Below are 23,801 nucleotides of genomic sequence, written 5' to 3' on the forward strand. Positions count from 1 at the left end.
TGTTTCGTCATGGAATGTTTAATGCTTTATGTAGTTTTTATCAAAATGGTACATCTTATACTTGAAAGAAACGGACCGAGTGCTCGTACGTACTTGGTTTTTTGTTTGATAGATTGATTAAAACAGAAAGAAGGAATTTTTCCTTTAAAATAGTTTTGTAAAGAGAGGGAGACATCTATGCGTTTAAGACATAAGCCTTATGCAATGGATCGAATTAATGAGTATTCACATATCGTAATTGGAAACCCAGAGGAGAGCGCTGGTAACTGGAAAGAAATATTTGGAAATGAACAGCCAATTCATATTGAAGTAGGTACAGGACGTGGCCGCTTCATGTATGATATGGCAAAAGCAAATCCGCATATTAACTATATTGGAATTGAAAAATTCACAAGTGTTGTTGTAGATGCACTTGATAAATTAATTGAAGAAGAAGTACCGAACTTAAAGTTAATTAATAAAGATGCTGAAGATTTAACAGTTTTCTTTGCGAAAGGTGAAATTGACCGCGTTTATTTAAACTTCTCAGATCCATGGCCGAAGAATCGTCATACGAAGCGTCGTTTAACGTATAAAACATTTTTACGCAATTATGAAGAAGTGTTAGTAGATGGCGGAGAAATTCATTTCAAAACTGATAACCAAGGTTTATTTGAATATTCTATTATGAGTATGGCTGAGTATGGTATGTTATTAACTTACCTTAGCCTAGATCTTCATAATAGTGATTATGAAGGAAACATTATGACAGAATACGAAGAGAAATTTTCTAGTAAAGGTCATCGTATTTATCGAGTTGAAGCAAAATATCGTACGGAGCCTATGCAGTAATGCATAGGTTTTTTATATGAAAAATAATCGGAATATTATGTTAAAATTAAATAGAAAAGGGGGATGGGATATGGAACAGTTACAAATTGGAAATATAAAAGTGACGTGGCTAAAAGGTGGGAATACACATTTAGATGGAGGCGCGATGTTTGGAGTTGTGCCAAAAGTACTTTGGTCACGAAAATATAAACATAATGATACAAATCATATTTATTTACGAACAGATCCGTTACTCTTACAAACGAAAGAAGGAAACATGCTTATTGATTCAGGGATAGGGAATGGTAAATTGAATGAGAAAATGAAGCGGAATCAAGGTGTAACAGAAGAATCATCAGTTAAGGAATCTTTAGAAAAATTGGGACTGAATAATGAAGATATTCATTACGTCTTAATGACGCATCTTCATTTTGACCATGCATCTGGTTTAACAAAATGGGAGGGAAATCGCCTTGTTCCGGCGTTTCCGAACGCAACGATTTATGTAAGTGAGACTGAATGGAATGAAATGAAAAATCCGAATGTTAGATCGCGTAATACATATTGGAAGGAAAATTGGGAGCCAATCGTTGATAAGATTGTTACGTTCAGGCAAGAAGTAGAAATTACGGATGAAATAAAGATGGTGCATACGGGTGGTCATAGCGATGGACATGCTGTTGTCGTCCTTGAAAGTCAGGGTGAAACGATGCTTCATTTAGCGGACATTTTACCGACGCATGCACATCAAAATGTATTATGGGTAATGGCATACGATGACTATCCAATGACATCGATTGAACATAAACAAAAGTGGATGAAGTATGGTGCTGAAAAAGAGGCGTGGTTTACTTTTTATCATGATGCATATTACCGTGCAGTAAAGTGGAATGAGGAAGGGCATATAGTGGAGAAGATAGAGAGAAAAACAAATATAGAAGCTTAATATTAATAAGAGGAAGGTGTCCAAAAATATTTATTGGAACAATCTCCACTTATTATGTATTGCTGTTATTATCAGCTTTTGTTGGTAATTCTAAAAAAAAAGAGGTTCACCTAATGGGAAACCTCTTTTTATGCTGCTATAACCTCTAAAACAGTACCTGTTTTAGCATCAACTAAAAATTCAAATCGTTCTTGTATTTCATCTAACATCGTTGTAAGACCGCCGCGATAAACTTCGTACGCGACATCATATTTTTCAAATGCCTCCGGAACCATATGTACCCAAGAGCCAGTAATTTCACCTTTATGACTTAATGCTTGTTTCACCATTTTCAATGCTTTTTCTGAAGAAATATGGGATTGTTCTTGTACTTTGTTTGCAACGAAATAACCAGCTGCGAACCCAACGCCAAGACCTGTGACTAAACCTTTCCAGCTCATATATTCACCTCAATTCTGTAAAATAAAAATAGTGTACCAATAATAATTATAATGCAAATGCAACTAAAAAAGAAGAAACTAGAAACATTTCGAAAATTTCGTTACAATAAAAGAGGTATTCTACTAAGGTTTGAAAGAAGGGGACTTCGTGAATAAAGAGACATTACAATTATTTCGTACGTTAACAGAATTACAAGGTGCATCAGGTTTTGAACATGATGTGCGCAGTTTTATGAAGCAAGAATTAAGCAAATATGCTGATGAGATTGTGCAAGACGGTTTAGGTAGCGTATTTGGTCTGAAAAAAGGGGACGAAACTGGCCCGCGCGTTCTTGTAGCAGGTCATATGGATGAAGTAGGTTTCATGGTTACGCAAATTACGAAAAATGGGATGCTTCGTTTTCAAACGTTAGGTGGCTGGTGGAGCCAAGTACTATTAGCTCAGCGTGTACAAGTTATGACGAAGAATGGTCCTGTTATTGGGGTTGTTGGTTCCATTCCTCCTCATTTATTAAGTGATGCGCAACGTGCAAAACCGATGGATATAAAAAATATGTTAATTGATATAGGTGCAGATAGTTATGAAGATGCGATTGAAATTGGCATAAAGCCAGGGCAACAAATCGTTCCAATCTGCCCATTCACGCCAATGGCAAATGAAAAGAAAATTATGGCGAAAGCTTGGGACAACCGCTATGGATGTGGCCTTGCTATCGAATTGCTAAAGGAATTAAAAGATGAAACATTACCAAACACATTATACTCTGGTGCGACTGTACAAGAAGAAGTAGGTCTTCGCGGAGCACAAACTGCTGCAAATATGATTCAACCAGATATTTTCTATGCGCTTGATGCAAGTCCAGCAAATGATGCATCTGGTGATAAGACGCAGTTCGGTCAATTAGGAAAAGGCGCTCTTCTTCGTATTTATGACCGTACAATGGTAACACATAGAGGAATGCGTGAATTCATTTTAGATACAGCAGAAACACATAGCATTCCGTACCAATACTTTATTTCACAAGGTGGTACAGATGCGGGCCGTGTGCATACAAGTAACTCTGGTATCCCATCAGCAGTAATTGGTGTTTGTGCACGCTACATTCATACACATGCTTCTATTTTACATGTTGATGATTATGCGGCAGCGAAGGAATTAATTACGAAGCTTGTGAGAGCGACGGACAAAACGACGTTAGAGACAATTAAGAATAACGCGTAAAGAGGAAGGGTGAAAAGCCCTTCTTTTTTTAGGTTGAATAGATGACCCAGCGATGAATGGGAGCGGTCAGTGCCTAGTTGGTGTTCGAGGCTAGTATTAGGATAGAATGATGAATTTATATAGAGGTGAATGAAATGAAGGTAGTAGTAGGATCGAAGAATAAGACGAAGGTTGGGGCTGTGGAGAAGGTTTGGGAAGATGCTGAAATTACATCTCTTTCTGTTCCATCAGGAGTAGCAAATCAGCCTTTTTCAGATGAAGAGACGATGCAAGGAGCAGTAAATAGAGCGAAGAGAGCATTGCAGGAAGGTGCAGCTCATATCGGCATTGGGCTAGAAGGCGGCGTTATGAGAACGGAGCATGGGTTATTTATGTGTAACTGGGGTGCTTTAGCGACGATTGAAGGTAAAACATTTGTTGCGGGCGGGGCACGTATTAAGTTACCAGACGATTTTTTAGCACCGCTTGAAGAAGGAAAAGAGCTAAGTGAAGTGATGGAAGAGTTTGTAGAGCGAAAAGATATTCGTAGTCACGAAGGTGCTATCGGTATTTTTACAGATGATTATGTCGACCGAACGGAATTATTTGTACACGTTGTTAAGTTACTTGTTGGGCAATATAAGTATGATGAAAAGCAAGCATAAACCTTGCACCATGCGCGATGTATGGTAGTATAAAGAAAAGATTATAGTGTGAAAAAGTGCACTCGTTAGAGGAGGAAATATAGATGAAATCATTAGAAAGCATGGAACAATTCCAAGAATTAAAAAATGAAGAGAATGTAGTCTTCATGTTCTCAGCAGAATGGTGCCCAGATTGCCGTTTCGTTGATCCATTTATGCCAGAAGTAGAAGAGAAGTATAGTGATTTCTCATTTTACTATGTAGATCGTGATGAATTTATTGATTTATGCGTGAAAGTAGACGTATTTGGCATTCCAAGCTTTGTAGCGTACAATAAAGGTGAAGAAACTGGACGCTATGTAAATAAAGATCGTAAAACACAAGAGCAAATCGAAGAGTTTATTGAAGGTTTAAAATAAGACAATTAGCCAATTGAATTGTAAAAACAACCTCTACCTTCGCGGGGGAGGTTATTTTTTTGGAAGGGAGGAAAAAGAGATGAAAATGACAAGTAAAAAGATGAAAGACGAGTTAATGAAGAAATTATCTCGACCAGAATGGGACTGTCATTATGATAGCGAGAAAGAAGTTCTTCGTATTGAACAAACAGACTCGAAAAAAGGTATTAACGTATCACTTCCAGGAGTAGTTGCAAAATGGGAAGTGAACAAAGAAAAAGCAATTGAAGAGGTCGCTTATTACGTACAAGAAGCGCTAATTGCAATGCATAAAGAAGAAAATAGCACGGCGAAAATTTTACCTGTTATTCGCTCTACTTCTTTCCCGAAACAATCAGAAGAAGGAAATCCGTTTATTATGACGGACCATACGGCGGAAACACGTATTTACTATGCGCTAGATTCTAATAAAACGTATCGATTAATTGATGAGCGCTTATTGCAAAAATTAGAGCTTACAGAGGAACAAGTACGTGAAATGGCATTATTTAATGCTCGCTCATTAGGCTATGAATTTAAGCAGGAGACAGTAGCAGGTAATACATTCTACTTTTTAAACACAAATGATGGATACGATGCGAGTCGTATTTTAAACGAATCGTTACTACACTCGATGCGTGAAAAGATCTCTGGTGATATGGTTGTTGCAGTTCCTCACCAAGATGTATTAATTATTGCTGATATCGTCAACGAAATCGGTTATGATATTATTGCACAAATGACAATGAAATTTTTTGCCGAAGGGCATGTTCCGATTACATCACTTTCATTCGTATATGAAGATGGGGACTTCGAACCAATCTTTATTTTAGCGAAGAATCGGAAGAAGACAGATGGAAAAGAGAAAGGATGAACGAAGTGAACGTTTTTTACAACCTTGAAGGAATTGGTGACACTTTAATTGTTACCTTACAAGATATTACTTTAGAAAACCGTACATTTGACCGTAAAGGAGATGTTGCTCGCGTATACGATCGTGAAAGCAACGTAACAGCAGGATTCAACATCTTTAATGCGTCTTCTTATGTAGAAGTAACAGACAACGGAAACGTTACATTAACGAAAGAGTTTGTTGAAAAAATTAACGGAATTTTAGCGAAGAATGGCTTTGAAGAAAAAGTAGAAGCTGATTTCACGCCGAAATTTGTTGTAGGCTATGTAGCTGAAAAAGAGAAGCATCCAAATGCTGATAAATTAAACATTTGTACAGTAGAAATCGGTACAGAAACATTACAAATCGTATGTGGTGCACCAAACGTTGATGCAGGACAAAAAGTTGTTGTTGCAAAAATCGGTGCTGTAATGCCAAGTGGTATGTTAATTAAACCAGCTGAACTTCGCGGTGTTCCTTCTTCTGGAATGATTTGCTCTGCACGTGAGTTAGAGCTTCCAGATGCTCCAGAAGAAAAAGGTATTCTTGTATTAGAAGATAGCTTTGAAGTTGGACAAGAATTTAAATTTTAATTGATGTTAGAAAAAGTAGTCTCGCATATGTGAGGCTATTTTTTTGTGCGAAATTCCTAGCATTGTAACGTTTCCTCTCAAAATCTATATTGTATTTCAAAAATGGATTAGGTAAAATTTAGAAAAAAGAAGGGGGTAGACGTATGAAACAACAACCAAAAATTGCAGAACTTCTGAAACGAATTGAAACTTCAAAACAGCAAGATATCGAACTAGGTTCCTATGAAATATATGTGTTTAGCGAAAATGAATTAGAAAAAGGACAAATCGGTTATCGATATGATAAACATAAAAATTCATTAATAAGTGAAGAAAGTGGAAAATGGAAAGAGGAATGGATTGTTATCGGATATGAAACGGATATGGGGGATCCTGTTTTCGTAAATGTAGCTGATGATGCGTATCTAGTCTATACCGCAGAGCGTGGTACAGAAACGTGGCAACCCGTTCATATTGGAAATATGGATGAAATTATAAAACAATTATAAGAAAAACTTTGAGACCGGTGCAAAGTGATAGGAGAGAAAAATGAAGTATATAAAAATAATGAGCGCTATTGCAGTCATTGGAATATATATGGGAGGTTGTTCGCAAGAAGAGCCGAAAAAAGAAACAACATCTTCTATACAAGAAAAAAACAAAGATAATAAGGAAGACGCACCGGTAGAAAAGCAGCAAGAAGAACAAGAAAAGAAAGAACAGCCGCAAGCAATTCAAACGAATGAGCAAGTGGAACATAAGCAGGAGGAAGTGCCGGCCGAGGAAAAGAAAGAGGAAACTACGCCGCTGCAGCCAACTGAGCAACCGCTGCAAAATAATGAACAAAAAGTAGAGAGTAATGAAAAACAAGAAAAGTTTCTCGTCGTTATTGATCCAGGGCATCAACAAAAAGCGAATTTAAATTTAGAGGCAATTGGTCCAGGGGCAACTACGCAAAAATATAAAGTAACAGACGGAACAGCGGGAGTTGTAACGAAAAAGAGGGAATCAGTTCTTGTATTAGAGATGGCTTTTATATTGAAAGAAAAACTGGAAGCAAAAGGTATACAAGTATTGATGACGAGAACGTCACATGAGGTTGATATAAGTAATAAGGAACGAGCAACATTCGCGAATGATCATAAAGCGAATTTATTTTTGCGCCTTCACGCAGATGGTTCTGAAAATCCAAATCAAAGTGGATTTGCTGTATTGACACCGGCAGAAGGAAGTCCGTATACGAAAGAGATTTATGCTGAAAGTCTTCAAATCTCTCAAACGATAGTAAATAAAATGAGAGAGAATCATCAAGTGAAAGTAAATGGAATTAAATTTCGGGATGATCTTTCTGGATTTAATTGGTCAAAAGTTCCAGGAGTACTATTAGAACTTGGATTTATGTCAAACCCTGAAGAAGACAAAAAATTATCTGACCCACAGTATGTAAATTCTTTATTGCAAAGTGTAACGGATAGTGTGGATGAATATCGGAAGGGTAAAGATTAAACGAGGTCTTACATGTAAGACCTCGTTTTTCTATATGAAAAACAATCGTGAATTAGAATATTATGGATAAAACTAATATGCTTAATTTTACCTGCACTTTTTGCCGAATGCTGATACAATAAAGGATGTTACTATTTAGTAGAAAGAGTGGTAAACATGTTAGATTGGATGAAAAAGCTGTTTAACAAAGAGGAAGAAAAAACAGTGATGAATAAAGAAGTACCGGCACAAATTGAAAGTCAGCCGAAAATTCCTCGTGTAAACCACTACACTGAAGCAAGAGAAGCACAAATGGCAAGTCGGAATGCAGGGAAATGTCGTTTTCCATTAATACCAGATAATGGCTTCGATGAGGAGGATGTAAGAGAACTGCCTAACTTTGAAGAACAACCTATTCAAAGAGGAGCATATGAAGAACAGCCTACTCAAAGAGGAATAAAAGTGGAAAGAAGCAGACGACCGTATGTGGAAACAGAAGCACCTACATATGAGGAACCGGAATTGCAATATGAACCGGAACCAGAGCCTGTCGTAAAAAAAGCATTCGTACCGTCGCAAGAAAGTAACCGTAGACCATTTCGTCCAACAGAAATGATTTCTCCGATTTATGGATATAACCGTCCTTCAGTAGAAACGAAGGTTGTGCAGGAGGAAGAAAAGGTAAGAGAAGATCTTGAAATATCTGTTGAAGGAAAAGCTGTTGTTGACGCATGGTTAGAGAAAAAGGGATATACATTATCTGACTTTTCGGGAGTTCTACAAGGAAGTTCATCTGTTAAGAACGGAGTGAACGAACGAAGTAATAAAGTAGAAGAAAAATCGGTTGTGGATACATGGTTAGAGAAAAACGGTTACGAAGTTGAACGTCAAGCCCCTTCATTAGAAGAAAGCCTAAGTGATGATTTGCTTCATAAAACAGTAGGACAGCATGTGGAAGAAGAGGCTACAATTGTACAAGCCTTGAAGCAGGAGCAAGATGTAGTAGCGTTATCATCTACAGAAGATAACGAAGAAATTTTACAAGAAGAGTCAATAGATTCTAAAGTAGAGCATGTGTATTCGATATTAACAGAAGAAAATGAATGTAATACAGAAATAGAAGAAACTGTTGCTGAAGTTGCAGCAAATCAAGTCGAAGAAGAAACATTAGAAGATGTAGTGATTGTAAAAGCAGATGAAAAGCTTGAAGAAACAATTACTATAGAAATACCAGATGCTTTTGAAGAAGCTAAGGAAGCAGAAGAAGTTGTGGAATTAGAAGAAACTAAGGAAGCGACAGAAGAAGTTGTGGAATTAGAGAAATCTGAGGAAGTGACAGAAGAAGTTGTGGAATTAGAAGAAACTAAGGAAGCGACAGAAGAAGTTGCAGAATTAGAGGAAGCTGAGGAAGCAGCAGAAGAAGTTGTAGAATTAGAGAAATCTGAGGAAGCGACAGAAGAAGTTGTAGAATTAGAGGAAGCTGAGGAAGCTGAGGAAGCGACAGAAGAAGTTGTGGAATTAGAGGAAGCTGAGGAAGCGACAGAAGAAGTTGCGGAGTTAGAGGGTACTAAGGAAGAAGAACCAACTTCTCAAGAAACAGTAATTGAAGAAACGATGAATACAGATTTAGTGGAAAATACACCAGTTGCAGAGCAACCAGTGATTTCTCAACAAGAAACAATTACGTTCAAGGAAGAAAGTGAAGTATTCGTACCAGTTTCAGAAACGGATGAGCAAACAAAGAAAGATGTTCAAAACTTTGCGAACGTTTTAGTTGAAGAAGCGGAAGAAAAGAAGCAAGTTGCTGAAGAACAGCCTGCTTTACAAATAGAAGAACCGAAACGTGAGAAAAAACGTCATGTCCCATTTAATGTTGTCATGTTAAAGCAGGATAGAAAGAAATTAATGGAAAGACATGCGGCAAGAACGAACGTAATGCAATCAACTGTCAGTGAACGAGTGGAAGAAAAGCCAATGCAGCAAGTGGTAGTAGAACCACAAGCAGAAGAAAAGCCAATGCAGCAAATGGTAGTAGACCCGCAAGTGGAAGAAAAACCAGTGCAGCAAGTGGTAGTAGACCCGCAAGTGGAAGAAAGTCCAGTGCAGCAAGTGGTAGTAGAAGCCCAAGTGGAAGAAAAACCGATGCCGCAAGTGGTAGTGGAACCGCAAGTGGAAGAAAAACCGATGCAACAAGTAGTGGTGGCTGGACAAGTACAAGAGTCAATTTCAAGTACGGAAGTACAAGAGAAAGCATATGTTGTAAATCAAAAAGAGAATGATATGCGCAACGTACTACAAGCGCCACCGAAGTATGAACTTCCGCCATTAACGTTGTTGTCAATTCCACAGCAGGCAGCATTAGATAATACGGAGTGGCTAGAAGAACAGGAAGAATTATTAAATACGACATTTAATAATTTCCATGTTGGAGCACATGTTATTAATGTGTCACAAGGGCCGGCGGTAACTCGTTTTGAAGTACAACCAGACCCAGGTGTGAAAGTAAATAAAATTACAAATTTAAGTGATGATATTAAGTTAAGTTTAGCTGCGAAAGATATTCGAATTGAAGCGCCAATTCCAGGGAAGAGTGCAATTGGAATTGAAGTTCCGAACAAGGAAAGTAAGCCAGTATTCCTGCGTGAAATTTTAAGAAGTCCTGTATTTACAAAGAGTGAATCACCGCTTACAGTTGCGCTGGGGCTTGATATTTCAGGTGATCCAATTGTAACGGATATTCGAAAAATGCCACATGGACTTATTGCGGGTGCAACTGGTTCAGGGAAAAGTGTGTGCATTAACGCGATTTTAACGAGTATTTTATATAAAGCGAAGCCGCATGAAGTGAAGTTGATACTAATTGATCCGAAGATGGTTGAGCTTGCACCATACAATTCTGTTCCACATCTTGTAGCACCTGTTATTACTGACGTAAAAGCAGCTACAGCTGCGTTAAAGTGGGCGGTTGAAGAGATGGAACGTCGTTATGAATTGTTTGCTCATGCTGGTGCTCGTGATTTAACTCGTTACAATACGATTGTAAGTGGTAGAGAAATCCCAGGTGAGACATTACCTTATATTGTAATTGTCATTGACGAGTTAGCGGACTTAATGATGGTTGCTCCTGGTGATGTGGAGGAAGCGATTTGTCGTATTGCACAAAAAGCTCGTGCTTGTGGTATTCACTTATTAGTTGCGACGCAGCGTCCATCTGTAGACGTTATTACAGGTTTAATTAAATCAAACATTCCAACGCGTATTGCGTTTACAGTATCATCTCAAGTTGATTCGCGTACGATTATCGATATTGGGGGCGCGGAGAAGTTACTTGGTCGTGGTGATATGCTATTTTTAGGAAACGGCACATCTAAACCAGTTCGTGTACAAGGTGTATACGTATCAGATGATGAGATTGAAAGAACAGTTGATCATGTGAAAAAGCAAATGAAGCCAAACTACTTATTTAAGCAAGAGGATTTATTAGCAAAATCAGAGCAGAGTGAGTCTGAAGATGAACTATTTTTTGATGCATGTCAATTTGTTGTAGAGCAAGGGGGAGCGTCCACATCTTCTGTACAGAGAAAATTCCGCATAGGTTATAATCGCGCGGCACGTCTAATTGAAGAGATGGAGTCGCAAGGGATTATTTCTGAAGGAAGAGGAACGAAACCGAGAGATGTCCTTATTTCTGAGGATGAATTCGCTGCTATGCAGGAAACAAATGTATAGGAAACGGTTTTGCTGTATACTAATAGAAAATGTTGGATAGTAAAGTAGGGAGTAAAGCGACATGAAAGAAATTGAATTAAAATTAAAAGGTGAAATAAATCGACTAACAAATAAAACATTTAAATTTGATGAACGTGTTGGAGAAGGCTGGTTCTCTGCCGTTTACTTTTTAAAAACTAGAGAAATCATTGAAGAATTTCGCCCGAAAAGTGTTGTAACAATGCAGTTTTTTCAAAAAGAACATGCAGTTCTTTGCGGAGCAGATGAGGTAATCGCATTGCTACAAACATTTGCCAAAAATCCTGAGGAATTAGAAATTCATTCTTTAAAGGATGGCGATAATATTAGTCCGTTTGAAACAGTTTTAACAATTCATGGTCCTTATGAATACTTCGGCTTTTTAGAAGGTGTAATTGATGGGATTTTAGCTCGTCGTACATCAGTTGCGACAAACGTATATAACGTTGTCCAAGCTGCACGTAGTGTAGATAAAGAAAAACCGGTTATTTTCATGGGAGATCGTGACGATCATTATACGCAACAAGCTGGTGACGGCTATGCGGCATACATCGGAGGTATGAGCGCGCAAGCGACGCATGCAATGAATGAATGGTGGGGCAGAAGTGGTATGGGGACGATGCCTCACGCTTTAATTCAAATGTTTAATGGTGATGTTGTTGAAGCTGCAAAGGCATATCATAAAAAATTCCCAGAAGATGAATTAGTCGTACTAATTGATTATAACAATGATGTCATTACAGATGCACTTCGCGTAGCGCGTGAATTTGGATCAACATTAAAAGGTGTACGTGTCGATACGTCTCGCACAATGATTGATCAATACTTCATTCGTCACCCAGAAGTACTTGGAACATTCGATCCACGTGGTGTAAATCCATCACTTGTATTTGCACTTCGTAAGGCTCTTGATGAGGAAGGGTTCCAACATGTAGATATCGTTGTAACTGGTGGGTTTGATGAGAAGCGTATTCGTGAATTTGAAGCTCAAAATGTTCCTGTCGATATATACGGAGTAGGAAGTAGCTTATTAAAAATGAATATTGGTTTTACTGGTGATAACGTAGAATTAAATGGAAAACCAGAAGCAAAAGCTGGTCGTAAATACCGTCCAAATTCACGTCTAGAGCGTGTTCAATTAGAAACAAAAGAAGATATGTAAAAGCGAGAAAAACTGATAGGTGATTGACCCTATCAGTTTTTCTGTTATCATAGTATAGCGGCTTGTTTTTTGCTATAATAAATGTGTTATGGACATAAAAGAAGTACGTACGAGTTTATCACTGATAAGTGAATATAAAAAGAAATTCACTGCATCAGAAATGTATGATGATTACCAAAATAAGAAAAGATTCATATACTGTCTTATAGATAGGCCGTTGTATTAGTTCGAAATGTTGGAGGTTCTTTAAGATGACAGTTTACCATTTTGTAGGAATTAAAGGAACAGGAATGAGTTCATTAGCACAAATTCTTCATGACATGAAGCATACTGTTCAAGGGTCTGATTATGAAAAGCGTTTCTTTACACAAACAGCATTGGAAAAGCGTGGTATTTCCATCCTTCCTTTTGATAAGAATAATATTAAAGAAGGACAAGTGATTATCGCAGGAAATGCATTTCCTGATACGCATGAAGAAATCGTAGCAGCAAAAGAATTAAATATCCCAGTACATCGTTACCATCACTTCTTAGGTGATCTTATGAATCAGTACACAAGTGTTGCTGTAACTGGTGCACATGGAAAAACATCAACAACTGGTTTGTTAGCCCATGTAATGCAAGGTGCACACCCAACATCATACCTTATTGGAGATGGAACGGGGCATGGGGTAGAAAATAGTAAGTATTTTGTATTTGAAGCTTGTGAGTATCGTCGTCATTTCTTGTCTTACTATCCAGACTATGCAATCATGACAAATATCGATTTCGATCACCCAGATTATTTTGCAGACATCAATGATGTATTTAATGCATTCCAAGAGATGGCATTGCAAGTGAAAAAAGGTATTATTGCATGTGGTGATGATGAAGAACTTCAAAAAGTTCAAGCGAAAGTACCTGTTATTTTCTATGGATTTGGAGAAGATAACGATTTCCAAGCACGTAACATTCAAAAGAGAACTGATGGTACTATATTCGATGTATTCGTTCGTAATACGTATTATGACACGTTCAAAATTACAGGATACGGCGATCACAGCGTATTAAATGCATTAGCAGTAATCGCGCTTTGCCATTATGAAAACGTTGATGTAGAAGCAGTTAAGCATCAGCTAACAACTTTTGAAGGCGTAAAACGTCGCTTTAATGAAAAGCCAATGGGAGAACAAGTTATCATTGATGACTATGCACACCATCCGACAGAAATTAATGCAACGATTGAAGCAGCACGTCAAAAACATCCAGAGCGTGAAGTTGTCGCTGTATTCCAACCACATACATTCTCACGTACAGAGAAATTTTTAGATGAGTTCGCGGAAAGCCTAAGTAAAGCTGACCAAGTATACTTATGTGATATTTTCGGATCAGCACGTGAAAACAAAGGTGAATTAACAATTGAAGATCTGCAAAAACGTATTGATGGCGCAGAACTAATTACAGATACAACAACGGATGTGTTAAAGAAACATAAAAACGGCGTTCTTATTTTCATGGGCGCAGGTGACATCCAAAAATTCGAAGCAGCTTACGTAAAAGAAGTTCAAGTTGCAGAGAAGTAATAGAAAAGACGCATAGCTTGGCTGTGCGTCTTTTTTTGTTGTGTCCGATTTTTATTTATGTATTGACCTAGAGCTAACTCTAGGTTGTAAGATGAAAATGTAAAAACAAGGGGGAGAGAACATGTATAAAATCGGTGAAGTAGCAGAGTTAACTGGGATGGGTATTCATACTTTGCGTTATTATGAAAAATTAGGATTATTACCACCACCAACGCGAAATAGTGGTATTCGTCAATATACAGAAGGTGATGTGCGCCTATTAAAATTTTTATATTCATTAAAACAAACTGGAATGTCATTAGAAGAGATGGCCGAGTTTGCAAGTGATGGATGCATTATAGAGGAAATTAGGCAGAGGAAAGAAGAAGTACCAGCGAAAATAAAAAAGAGGATTTCAATTTTAACAACACACTTACATCGTTTAAGGGAACAGCAGGAGCAATTGCAAAAAGTAGTTTTGTTAACAGAGGAGAAGTTAGAAATTTATTATGGTTTTCTAGAAGAGAAAAACTCGGAGGCCAACAATGAAGAATAAAGTATACGCTCAGTTACTAGGGTTTGCGATTTTCACTGGTGGAACATTTAATGCTTCGAAATATGCGGTGCAATATTTCGAAGCGATTCATATAGCGGCATGGCGTTTTGGGATTGCTGCATTTGTGATGTTATGTCTGTTAAAAATACGAAAAGATTTTGAGGTGGAGGTATGGAGGCAGAATAGGGCTTATTACCTTTTGCTAGGTATTGTTGGTGTATTTGGTTTTAACTTCTTTTTCTTTTTAGGTATGAAGCATACAGAAGCTATTAATGGTGCACTTATTATGGCGACGAATCCGCTCGTTACGACGCTGTTAGCAAGTGTTATTTTACGAGAAAAAATTATAAAGCGCCAAGGTATTGGAATGTTACTTGCATTACTTGGTGTTGTTTTTGTACTTACACAAGGTTCGTTTACAATACTACAAAGCCTATCATTTTCAAAAGGGGATTTTTATATTTTATTAGGGAATATTTGCTGGGCGTTATACGGTGTACTAGGCAGAAGGTTTATTAAAACTGGTAGCCCAATACAAACTACGACATATACGATGACGATTGGTGCTCTTGCCTTTATTGTGATATCTGTCACTCAAAAAAGTATAGTACCAGTTTTAGAAATTCCTTTGTTAGCTTGGGGAGCGATTCTCTTTATGGCAATTGGAATGAGTGTGCTCGGTTACTTATGGTGGAATAATGGAATTGCTCAAATTGGGGCAGCAAGGACATCTTTATTTTTTAATTTAGTGCCTGTTGTTACAATGATTATTTCTTTTATTGAAGGAGTAAATGTAACACCCGCACAATCTGTAGGAATGATATTAGTTGTTACGGGAGTATTATATTCTTCTGGTTTTATACAAATAAAACCGAAAAAAGTGTGAATATTTAACATTTTGTATCTGTAAGTGTTAGAATAATAAGAAAAATAAAAAGGGGCTAAAAAACATGTTCACACTCCGAGTAGATGACGAAATCGAATTACAACTATTAGAAAAACATCATAAAGAGGGACTATATGAATTAATAGATCAAAATCGTAATCATTTAAGAAGATGGCTTCCGTGGGTAGATGGGACGAAATCAGCTGATGCGTATAATGAGATTTTTCCGATGTGGTTAAAGAAATTTGCAGAGGGAGATGGGTTTGAGGCTGGTATACGCTATAAAGGAAAGCTTGTTGGGATGGTAGGTATTCATCCGGTGAGCTGGGGTAAGAAAGCTACGAGTCTTGGTTATTATCTTGCAGAAGATGCTGGCGCGAAAGGTATTATGACGCGAAGTGTGAAGACTGTGCTTCATTATGCATTTGATAATTTAAAGCTGAATAAAATTGAAATTCGTTGTGGTGTTGAAAATGCGAAAAGCCGTGCGATTCCAGAACGTTTAGGTTTTAAATTAGATGGTATTTTAAGAGATGAAGAATGGATATATGATCATTTCCAAGATATCGCTGTGTATAGTTTACTAGCTTCAGAATGGAAGAAGATTCGATGAACGAGAAGATTTGTATTATTCCGTATGAAAGTATGTTTCAAGAGGAAGTAGTAGATCTTATCGTTCATATTCAGCGAAAAGAGTACAAGGTCCCTATTACGAAAGAAGAGCAGCCTGACTTACTTGAAATAGAAACGTTCTATCAAAGGGACAACGGAAATTTTTGGGTAGCAACTTATGATGGGAAAGTAGTTGGAACGGTAGCTTTATTAGATATTGGGAAGCATCAAGTAGCGCTAAGAAAAATGTTCGTGAAGAAAGAGTTCCGCGGAAAAGAATGGGGCGCATCATATACGCTACTTCAAACGGCAATTTCTTGGGCGAAAGAAAAGAACTTGAAAGACATTTATTTAGGAACAACAGTTAAATTTTTAGCAGCGCATCGCTTTTATGAAAAGAATAATTTCCAAAGTGTGAGTATAGACGAGTTGCCAAAAAGTTTTCCAGTGTTACAGGTGGATAAGAAATTCTATAGATATATTGTTTAAGAAGGTCATGTAGAAATGGCCTTTTTTTATGAACTAAAATGGAAAAAGTGGTATAATTTGGGGTAGGGGGTGCGTGTATGAACATTCCGATTCAAAGAAGTAAATCGGTAGTAATTTTCGTTTGTCTCACGTTAGCTTTTATGTTTGTATATCCACTTGTCATGATTCTCACAAATAAAGAGCAGTGGATGTCAGCGTTAATTGGAATGGGTTTATGTTTCCTTGTAAATGTACCACTCGTTTGGGAAGTATTTATTAAAAAGCATAAAGTAGAAAATGGTGTATTAAAGTACGGTATTTTAAATGACGATATCGTATTGAAAGAGATAAGAATCATTCGTCAAGTGGGAAAATCTCTTGAAATTACGACGAATACATACAAAGTACATATGGTTGCGATGCCGCAAGATATGAATGAATTTTTCGCGCTTATCGAGAAAGAGAACCCAAATGTGAAAATAGCAATGGTAGGTAAGAAATGAAATATGTAAAACCTTTATTCTGTTTAGAAATTTTGTTTGTGCTTGTTGGTTGCACTAGAGTATATATGAAATGGGATCTGCCCTTATATGTACCAATATTAATAGGTACCATCGCAGTTGCGCTTTTATTTTATTTTCATTTCCAGCAAACAAAAAGCGAGGAAAGTAGTTCGATATAGAGTGGAAATAATAACAAAACGCTCGGATACAATTCCGAGCGTTTTTATTATTATTTTAAGTTCTCTGGGTTTAAAGCTTCTAGTTCAGTTACAACGAAGCGTCCGTCTTTACGGATTAGTACGTCGTCGAAGTAAATTTCGCCGCCGCCGTATTCAGGGCGCTGGATGCATACTAAATCCCAGTGAATGTTAGAGTTGTTGCCGTTCCATGCATCATCATAAGCTTGTCCAGGTGTGAAGTGGAAGCTGCCATCGATTTTTTCATCGAATAGAATGTCACCCATTGGATGTAAGATGTATGGGTTTACGCCGATTGCGAACTCACCAACGTAGCGTGCGCCTTCGTCCGTATCGAAGATTTTGTTAATGCGCTCTGAATCGTTTGCAGTTGCGTCAACGATTTGGCCATTCTCAAATTTAAGTTGTACATTTTCAAATGTATAACCGTTGTAAGGAGATGGTGTGTTGTAAGAAACTGTACCGTTAACAGAATCGCGAACTGGTGCAGAGTATACTTCACCATCTGGAATGTTTAAATGACCCGAGCATTTAATAGCTGGAATGTCTTTAATAGAGAATGTTAAATCAGTTCCAGGGCCAGTTAAGCGAACCTTATCTGTTTTATTCATTAATGTAACAAGGCTATCCATCGCCTTATCCATTTTACCGTAGTCTAAGTTACAAACTTCGAAGTAGAAGTCTTCGAAAGCTTCTGTGCTCATTTTAGCAAGCTGCGCCATAGAAGCATTTGGGTAGCGAAGAACAACCCAGCGTGTTTTCGGAACACGGATGTCTCTATGAACTTTTTTGCCAACTGTTTGGCCGTGAACTTTCATACGTTCACTTGGAACGTCAGCTTGTTCGTTAATGTTATCGCCAGAGCGAAGGCCAATGTAAGCATCCATATCTTTCATTACACTAGCTTCATATGCAGCGATTTGTTCGAAATGTTCTTCAGTAGCACCCATTAATAAAGAGCGATCTACTTGATGATCTTTTAAAGAAACGAATGGGAAACCACCAGCTGCATATGCTTCTTTTACAAGTGCAGTTACAAGTTCTTTTTGTAAGCCAAAGTTTTCAATTAATACTTTTTCGCCTTTTTGTAAACGAATAGAGTAGTTAATTAAATTGTATGCTAACTTTTCAATGCGTGGATCTTTCATATGTAAAGCCTCCCTACTAATTATGTATCCTCTCCTATTGTAACCTACTTAGTGGAATTTGTTGAATCATTTATGTTAAAGTTAACGAATAAGTATGAAAATTCTAATGAAAAGATAGGGATTAGAATGAAACGGAAAATGATTGTATAATGGGAGAAAGTATGAAAAAGATAAAGGAAGTGATGAAATGCAAGTTCTTCTATATGTAAGTGCGGCTATTATCGCGGTTGCTTTCGCAGTATTAGTAGTGTATGTATGCAGAACGTTGTTATCGGTTCAGAAGACGTTAGAAAACGTTGCGAGCACGTTAGAAGGTTTAGAAAAGCAAATGCAAGGAATAAGCGTAGAGACGGAGCAATTATTACATAAGACAAATGCGTTAGCTGATGATATTCAACAGAAGTCACAGTCGCTAAATAAAGTAGTAGAAGGTGTGGATGGAATCGGAACGACGATCCACTCTTTAAATACGAAGCTTCGCAACGTTTCAGAGTCTGTTACGGACGAAATTGAAAATAATGCAGATAAAGTGGCACAAGTTGTACAGTGGAGCAGCGCAGCAATTGAAGTGTATAATCATTACCGTACTACGAGACAAGAGAAAAAGATTGAAAAAGAAGAGCGTAAACTTGAGAAAGCTGAGCAGAAGGCTGAAAAGAGAGAGAAGCGCTCTAGACTTCGCATGAGAGGTGAGTAATGATGAGTATGATGAAGATTGAAACGATTGAAGAACTTGAAGCGTTAGTAGAAAAGAACGAGCCTTACGTTCTTTTTAAACATAGTACGACATGTCCAATTAGTCACGGGGCATATACAGAGTTTCAAGCGTATTGCGGTGAAGAAAGAGAAGTGCCAGCATATTACTTATACGTACAAGAGGCGAGAGATGTTTCGAACCATGTTGCAGAGCAGTACAGCATTAAGCATGAATCTCCGCAAGTGTTATACATAAAAGATGGAATGGTAGTATGGCATACATCGCACTGGAATATTAAAAAAGAAGCTTTAGAAGAGAATGTAAAATAGGGAGAGGCAAGCGAAGGGCTTGCTTCTTTTTTATTTTGTTGCAATATATTTAATGGTACACTAGAGATACTTTAAAACTAAGTAAATTGACTTTTGAAAGTGGGTTTTAAGCAATGAAGAAAATGGCATTATGCATCGCAAGCTTAAGTTTATTACTGGGGGCTTGCAGCAATAATACTATTGAGAAGAAGGATGAAGTTGTACAGAAAGATACGAAAGAAAAAAGTATGATTCCAAGAACTGCTGTTTCTAAGGATTACTATAGAACTGTTATTCCTTTAAAAGAACAAAAGGTAATTAATACAGTTAATGTTAAAACTAATTCTAAACTAGATTTAGCAGAATATGAAAATGGTTTAATGGATATTGCTTCAAAACAATTCGATACAGAAAATTACGTATTACAATTAAATCAATATATTCCAGAGAAAACAATTGATGAATTAGTTACGAAACAAGAAGTACCAGTTTTGACTAATATTATAGAACAGGACTACTTCGGCAAACAAAATTCAAATGAACTAAGCTTATCTGGTGTTGTTATTGGTTTATCTATGTCTTCAAGTGTATCTAATGAGGAAGCTATTTCTAAAGGTACTGAAGTCGCTAAGGGGCTTATAGAAGCTATTAATAAAAATGATAAATATAACAAATCTCCAATTACATTTGCTATATTCAAGCAAGAAAGTACAAGTTCTTTAAAGAATGGTACTTATATTTCAAGCGCTACTGTTCAAAAGAACGAGACTAATCTTGGAAATTGGGATACTATTGATGAAAAGTCGTATTCGTATCCTTCTCAAGAATTTGAGGGGGCACATGGAGAAGATAATGATAAGCTAAAGAATTTTTCTAAAGCAATGAAGGCATTTTCTCCAGGAGATTATATCCCTGTTAATGCTAAGATTTCTTATAAGCAAAATAAGATGGATAAATTAAAGATGGATATTGTCGTAAAATATAACGGTAAGTCAGAATTAATGGCACTCTCTCAAACGGCTGCTCAAAGTATGTTAGAACAATTTCCTAAAGATGCTAAAGTTCAATTACAAATAAAGTCCGAGAATAAAATCGAGGCTGTTATTATAAAAGAGAAGAACAGCGATAAACCGTTTGTTTCTTTCCTATAATAAAAAAAGACAGTTTTAAGCTGAGGCTACTGAAAAAGTGAATACTTCGAGAAAAACATTTCGAATTTCCTAAAGATGTTGAAAGAAGAAAGGAGGTCATTACCTGTACATAGTAGGGAATGACCTCTTTTTTCTTATGAAATAAACTCTTTCAGTGCCTTCTTTAAAGTGTCAGATTATGTTGATGTTATTCAAATTGGCGCTCGCAATATGCAAAACTTTGAACTGTTAAAGGCAGCTAGTGCTGTAAATAAACCAATATTATTAAAGCGTGGTTTATCAGTAACAATTGAAGAATTTATTAATGCAGCAGAATATAGTATGGCAGAGGGGAATGGTACTATCATTTTATGTGAGCGTGGTATTCGCACATATGAAACAGCAACGCGTAATACGCTTGATATTTCATATGTGCCAATTTAAAAGAAAGAAACACATTTACCTGTTGTTGTCGATGTAACGCATTCTACAGGGCGATGTGGCCTTCTATTACCGTTTGCAAAAGTGGCTATGGCAATTGGTGCTTTTGCTATTATGGCTGAAGTACATCCAGACCCAGCAGTTGCATTATCAGATGCAGCGCAGCAAATGGACATTCCAGAATTCAATGAGTTTATGAAAGAATTAAAAGCATTCGGAAGTAAATTATAAAAAGATTTCTTAGTCTATGTAGCCCTTGTTACATAGCTTTTTTACAAAAATTGACCTTTTTTGCATAAAAAATACGAAAATACGAGAAAAGAAGCGAATTTTTTCGAAACTTTTGCGGGAAAATATTGTATGACCCTGTGTTTTTAGCGTATCATTAGTAAAAGGAAGAACTCGGGACGATTGTTGGCATCTGCAAATAGAGTTGATGTCTTTTTTTCATTCAAGTGAACCGATACATAAAAATAGATAACATAAATAGAAGGAGTGTGCGAAGAGATGAACGTAACAATCTATGATGTAGCGCGTGAAGCAAATGTTTCAATGGCTACCGTATCACGCGTTGTGAATGGTAACCCAAATGTAAAGCCTACAACAAGAAAGAAAGTATTAGAAGCAATTGATCGTTTAGGATACCGCCCGAATGCAGTAGCACGTGGACTAGCAAGTAAGAAGACAACTACAGTGGGTGTTATTATTCCGGATATCTCAAATACGTTTTATGCAGAACTTGCTCGTGGAATTGAAGATATCGCAACAATGTACAAATATAACATCATTTTAAGTAACTCTGACCAGAACAAAGAGAAAGAGTTCCACTTATTAAATACGATGCTTGGGAAACAAGTGGACGGGATTGTTTTCATGGGTGAAGATATTACAGATATTCACGTTGAAGAGTTCAAAAAATCTCCAGTACCAATTGTATTAGCAGCGTCATTTGATGAACAAAATGAAACGTCATCAGTAAATATTGATTATACACAAGCAGCTTACGATGCAATGAAGCATTTTATTGAGCAAGGACATAAACGTATCGGTTTCGTCTCTGGTCCTTTCATTAATAAAGCAGGAAGCGCGAAGAAGTTACAAGGTTATAAAAAAGCTTTAGAAGAAGCAGGTATTTCATATGATGAAAATCTTATAATTGATGGAGATTACACATATGATTCAGGTATAGAAGCGTTTGAAAGACTTTGGGGCATGGATGAAAAACCAACAGCAATCTTCGTATCTTCTGATGAAATGGCACTAGGTGTAATCCACGCAGCACAAGACGCGGGATTAAACGTACCAACGGATATCGAAGTGCTTGGTTTTGACAACACACGTCTTGCATTAATGGTTCGTCCGCAACTTTCGACAGTTGTACAACCAATGTATGATATCGGTGCAGTAGCAATGCGTCTACTAACGAAATATATGAACAAAGAAAAAGTAGAAGATCACTCAGTTATCTTACCTCACCGTATCCAATTTAGAGATTCAACGAAGTAAGAATAAGAGAGCTCACAGCGATAGCTGTGAGCTTTTATTCATATTCAGGATAATGGTGTTTAACTACTGTATCTACACTTTCAGTTTTTTTAACATGTAAAAAGCGTGCATATAATTCTTTTCCTGTCTCAAATGGTGTGTCATCTAATTCGAAAACATGCAACACTTTTCTAAACGTCCATGTTACTTGCTCACCGTACATATTATCGTACGTATCTTCAGACTGTAGAGCTATCTTTTCACCTAGCTCATGAGCTTCCTCTAAACTGTTCGCCTTAACGAGAATGATACTTTCTTCAAAAAGTGTATCGTGATTCTCTTCATAATGTTCATCAATTTTACTAGGATTAGGTTTACCTGAATGGACAGATTCAAATAATAATTTTACAGCATACACATGAGATCAGTCTCCTTATGCTGAATGTTTTATTTTATAAACAATACTCGCGATAAGTGAAGCTGGTATTGTAAATACGTTACTTTGATAATGATAATGTATTTTGGATTCTTCATAAGATATTCGCTACAGTTTGGATTATTCCTTGTTATATGTCACACAAGTGCAAATTTAACTATTATAGGGCAATGTCATGTATAATAGAAAGAAAAGGCTTGTGAGGGGGGAGAAGAGATGATCGTTCTTTGGATAATTACGCTTTGCATGACTGCTATTTTTGCATATATGACGTTAAAACAAAATGGCTTAAAGCGATTTGTTCCAGGAAGTATTCTTGCAGGAATCGCCCTTATCACGTATGTAATTTCTATTTTTATTGAAAGTGTATCAGTGGACATGAGCACAAGTTTAATGTTCATGGGTATTACACTATTTGCAGGTAGTATTATGGTACTTATGGTCGCTGGTATTATTTTATTTATTCATATGAATTCAGAAACGTTATAGCATATAGAAAAGGCATGTCCCGAGGGGGCATGCCTTTTTATCCGTTCAATTATGCTCTATCTTTAGAAGAGTTTTGTTGTTTTAGTAAGTCGCGAATTTCGCCAAGAATTTCTTCTTCTTTTGTTGGTTCTGGAAGTTCTTCTTTCTTTTCTTCTTCTTCTCTTTTAGATGTTAGTTTGTTGAAAACTTTAACAAACATAAAGATAGCAGCTGCAATAATTAAGAAATCAAAAATAGTTTGGATGAAGTTACCATACATAATAGATGATTTACCGAATGTAAGTTTTAAATCTGTAAAGTTAACGCCGCCCAGTACCATACCAAGTAATGGTGTGATGATATCTTTTACTAAAGAACTAACGATTTTACCGAATGCAGCACCGATTACAACCCCGACAGCTAAATCGATTACATTCCCTTTGAATGCGAATTTTTTAAACTCGTTCCACATGTGTTAATCCCATCCTTTCCACGATTCATTATGAAATTTATAATTCCTATCAACATATTCTATAGAAATTTGCGACAGAAATAAAGGGAAAATGGGAATGAAAGTAAATTCTGAAAA

Annotated in this window: 27 protein-coding genes and 2 pseudogenes; 24 read left to right on the top strand and 5 right to left on the bottom strand. The window is 36.9% G+C overall.

The genetic code is table 11. The annotated features are described in order from the left end of the window. The first annotated feature begins 177 nt into the window (after positions 1–177). Complete coding sequence (trmB, locus tag MKX66_RS23770) at positions 178–831, top strand: tRNA (guanosine(46)-N7)-methyltransferase TrmB (protein ID WP_002015624.1); 654 nt, start codon at positions 178–180, stop codon at positions 829–831. A 70-nt stretch (positions 832–901) separates the two neighbouring features. Then, positions 902–1,756: a YtnP family quorum-quenching lactonase gene (locus MKX66_RS23775; RefSeq protein WP_033709506.1), complete on the top strand. Its 855-nt coding sequence runs from the start codon at positions 902–904 to the stop codon at positions 1,754–1,756. Between the two features lie 128 nt (positions 1,757–1,884). Here MKX66_RS23775 and MKX66_RS23780 read toward each other — a convergent pair whose 3' ends face one another. Continuing rightward, positions 1,885–2,196: a PepSY domain-containing protein gene (locus tag MKX66_RS23780; protein WP_002015622.1), complete on the bottom strand. Its 312-nt coding sequence runs from the start codon at positions 2,194–2,196 to the stop codon at positions 1,885–1,887. Positions 2,197–2,344: 148 nt separating this feature from the next. On the opposite strand from MKX66_RS23780, the gene MKX66_RS23785 reads away from it, so the two are divergent. The 16 genes from MKX66_RS23785 to MKX66_RS23860 all read left to right on the top strand — a co-directional run bounded on the left by MKX66_RS23785 (position 2,345) and on the right by MKX66_RS23860 (position 17,081). Further along, a complete protein-coding gene (locus MKX66_RS23785) occupies positions 2,345–3,418 on the top strand; it encodes a M42 family metallopeptidase (RefSeq protein WP_341087240.1) in 1,074 nt (357 codons plus the stop codon). 134 nt (positions 3,419–3,552) lie between these two features. Then, positions 3,553–4,062, top strand: coding sequence for a DUF84 family protein (locus tag MKX66_RS23790; protein WP_341087241.1), 510 nt, complete (start codon positions 3,553–3,555; stop codon positions 4,060–4,062). An 83-nt stretch (positions 4,063–4,145) separates the two neighbouring features. After that, the gene (locus MKX66_RS23795) at positions 4,146–4,460 is read left to right on the top strand and encodes a thioredoxin family protein (protein ID WP_002015619.1); all 315 of its coding nucleotides are present in this window, start codon (positions 4,146–4,148) and stop codon (positions 4,458–4,460) included. Positions 4,461–4,539: 79 nt separating this feature from the next. Next, on the top strand, positions 4,540–5,352 hold the full coding sequence (locus MKX66_RS23800) for a DUF1444 domain-containing protein (protein WP_002089043.1): 813 nt from the start codon (positions 4,540–4,542) through the stop codon (positions 5,350–5,352). Then, entirely contained in the window at positions 5,349–5,963 is a 615-nt protein-coding gene (ytpR, locus tag MKX66_RS23805) for a YtpR family tRNA-binding protein (protein WP_002089041.1), read from the top strand. Before MKX66_RS23800 ends, ytpR begins: the two co-directional genes overlap by 4 nt. 143 nt (positions 5,964–6,106) lie before the next feature. Next, the gene (locus MKX66_RS23810; RefSeq protein ID WP_002015616.1) at positions 6,107–6,451 is read left to right on the top strand and encodes a hypothetical protein; all 345 of its coding nucleotides are present in this window, start codon (positions 6,107–6,109) and stop codon (positions 6,449–6,451) included. Between the two features lie 40 nt (positions 6,452–6,491). Further along, positions 6,492–7,448 carry an N-acetylmuramoyl-L-alanine amidase gene (locus MKX66_RS23815; protein ID WP_012261847.1) on the top strand — a complete coding sequence of 319 codons (957 nt, stop codon included), beginning with the start codon at positions 6,492–6,494 and terminating at the stop codon, positions 7,446–7,448. Positions 7,449–7,604: 156 nt separating this feature from the next. Then, complete coding sequence (locus MKX66_RS23820) at positions 7,605–11,156, top strand: DNA translocase FtsK (protein WP_341087242.1); 3,552 nt, start codon at positions 7,605–7,607, stop codon at positions 11,154–11,156. 61 nt (positions 11,157–11,217) lie between these two features. Beyond that, positions 11,218–12,336, top strand: a complete 1,119-nt coding sequence (locus MKX66_RS23825) for a nicotinate phosphoribosyltransferase (RefSeq protein WP_002015597.1) — start codon at positions 11,218–11,220, stop codon at positions 12,334–12,336. A gap of 251 nt (positions 12,337–12,587) precedes the next feature. Then, positions 12,588–13,898: a UDP-N-acetylmuramate--L-alanine ligase gene (gene murC / locus MKX66_RS23830; protein WP_002015598.1), complete on the top strand. Its 1,311-nt coding sequence runs from the start codon at positions 12,588–12,590 to the stop codon at positions 13,896–13,898. 121 nt (positions 13,899–14,019) lie between these two features. Continuing rightward, a complete protein-coding gene (locus MKX66_RS23835; RefSeq protein WP_341087244.1) occupies positions 14,020–14,433 on the top strand; it encodes a MerR family transcriptional regulator in 414 nt (137 codons plus the stop codon). Next, the gene (locus tag MKX66_RS23840; RefSeq protein WP_088032261.1) at positions 14,423–15,319 is read left to right on the top strand and encodes a DMT family transporter; all 897 of its coding nucleotides are present in this window, start codon (positions 14,423–14,425) and stop codon (positions 15,317–15,319) included. Before MKX66_RS23835 ends, MKX66_RS23840 begins: the two co-directional genes overlap by 11 nt. A 64-nt stretch (positions 15,320–15,383) precedes the next feature. Then, a complete protein-coding gene (locus tag MKX66_RS23845; protein ID WP_002034364.1) occupies positions 15,384–15,932 on the top strand; it encodes a GNAT family N-acetyltransferase in 549 nt (182 codons plus the stop codon). Then, positions 15,929–16,420: a GNAT family N-acetyltransferase gene (locus tag MKX66_RS23850; protein WP_341087245.1), complete on the top strand. Its 492-nt coding sequence runs from the start codon at positions 15,929–15,931 to the stop codon at positions 16,418–16,420. Before MKX66_RS23845 ends, MKX66_RS23850 begins: the two co-directional genes overlap by 4 nt. Before the next feature lie 77 nt (positions 16,421–16,497). Continuing rightward, positions 16,498–16,902 (top strand): PH domain-containing protein, encoded by a 405-nt coding sequence (locus MKX66_RS23855; RefSeq protein WP_341087246.1) that lies wholly within the window; start codon positions 16,498–16,500, stop codon positions 16,900–16,902. Next, positions 16,899–17,081 (top strand): hypothetical protein, encoded by a 183-nt coding sequence (locus MKX66_RS23860; protein ID WP_088293513.1) that lies wholly within the window; start codon positions 16,899–16,901, stop codon positions 17,079–17,081. The genes MKX66_RS23855 and MKX66_RS23860 overlap by 4 nt, the downstream gene beginning before the upstream one ends. 50 nt (positions 17,082–17,131) lie before the next feature. On the opposite strand, the gene MKX66_RS23865 is transcribed toward MKX66_RS23860, so the two are convergent. After that, positions 17,132–18,247: an aminopeptidase gene (locus MKX66_RS23865; protein WP_002034367.1), complete on the bottom strand. Its 1,116-nt coding sequence runs from the start codon at positions 18,245–18,247 to the stop codon at positions 17,132–17,134. Positions 18,248–18,434: 187 nt separating this feature from the next. Here MKX66_RS23865 and MKX66_RS23870 point away from each other — a divergent pair, with 187 nt between their 5' ends. The 5 genes and pseudogenes from MKX66_RS23870 to ccpA all read left to right on the top strand — a co-directional run bounded on the left by MKX66_RS23870 (position 18,435) and on the right by ccpA (position 22,329). Then, a complete protein-coding gene (locus tag MKX66_RS23870; protein ID WP_012261840.1) occupies positions 18,435–18,944 on the top strand; it encodes a DUF948 domain-containing protein in 510 nt (169 codons plus the stop codon). Between the two features lie 2 nt (positions 18,945–18,946). Beyond that, entirely contained in the window at positions 18,947–19,273 is a 327-nt protein-coding gene (gene ytxJ / locus MKX66_RS23875; RefSeq protein ID WP_002067603.1) for a bacillithiol system redox-active protein YtxJ, read from the top strand. A gap of 113 nt (positions 19,274–19,386) precedes the next feature. Beyond that, entirely contained in the window at positions 19,387–20,403 is a 1,017-nt protein-coding gene (locus MKX66_RS23880; RefSeq protein WP_002138665.1) for a CamS family sex pheromone protein, read from the top strand. Positions 20,404–20,544: 141 nt separating this feature from the next. Beyond that, positions 20,545–21,054 (top strand): annotated as a pseudogene (locus MKX66_RS23885) (bifunctional 3-deoxy-7-phosphoheptulonate synthase/chorismate mutase). 276 nt (positions 21,055–21,330) lie between these two features. Continuing rightward, a complete protein-coding gene (gene ccpA, locus MKX66_RS23890; protein ID WP_002034370.1) occupies positions 21,331–22,329 on the top strand; it encodes a catabolite control protein A in 999 nt (332 codons plus the stop codon). Between the two features lie 34 nt (positions 22,330–22,363). On the opposite strand, the gene MKX66_RS23895 is transcribed toward ccpA, so the two are convergent. Beyond that, a complete protein-coding gene (locus tag MKX66_RS23895; RefSeq protein ID WP_002184820.1) occupies positions 22,364–22,726 on the bottom strand; it encodes a DUF4288 domain-containing protein in 363 nt (120 codons plus the stop codon). A 15-nt stretch (positions 22,727–22,741) separates the two neighbouring features. After that, positions 22,742–22,849 (bottom strand): annotated as a pseudogene (locus tag MKX66_RS23900) (DUF3949 domain-containing protein); the annotation flags it as partial. A 111-nt stretch (positions 22,850–22,960) separates the two neighbouring features. On the opposite strand from MKX66_RS23900, the gene MKX66_RS23905 reads away from it, so the two are divergent. Continuing rightward, positions 22,961–23,233: a DUF3917 domain-containing protein gene (locus MKX66_RS23905; RefSeq protein ID WP_000636592.1), complete on the top strand. Its 273-nt coding sequence runs from the start codon at positions 22,961–22,963 to the stop codon at positions 23,231–23,233. 49 nt (positions 23,234–23,282) lie between these two features. Here the strand turns inward: MKX66_RS23905 and mscL are convergent, their stop codons facing one another. After that, positions 23,283–23,684: a large-conductance mechanosensitive channel protein MscL gene (gene mscL, locus MKX66_RS23910; protein ID WP_002015591.1), complete on the bottom strand. Its 402-nt coding sequence runs from the start codon at positions 23,682–23,684 to the stop codon at positions 23,283–23,285. Between the last annotated feature and the right edge of the window lie 117 nt (positions 23,685–23,801).

The sequence above is a fragment of the Bacillus sp. FSL R9-9530 genome (assembly GCF_038008145.1).
GTDB classification, from domain to species: Bacteria; Bacillota; Bacilli; order Bacillales; family Bacillaceae_G; genus Bacillus_A; species Bacillus_A mycoides.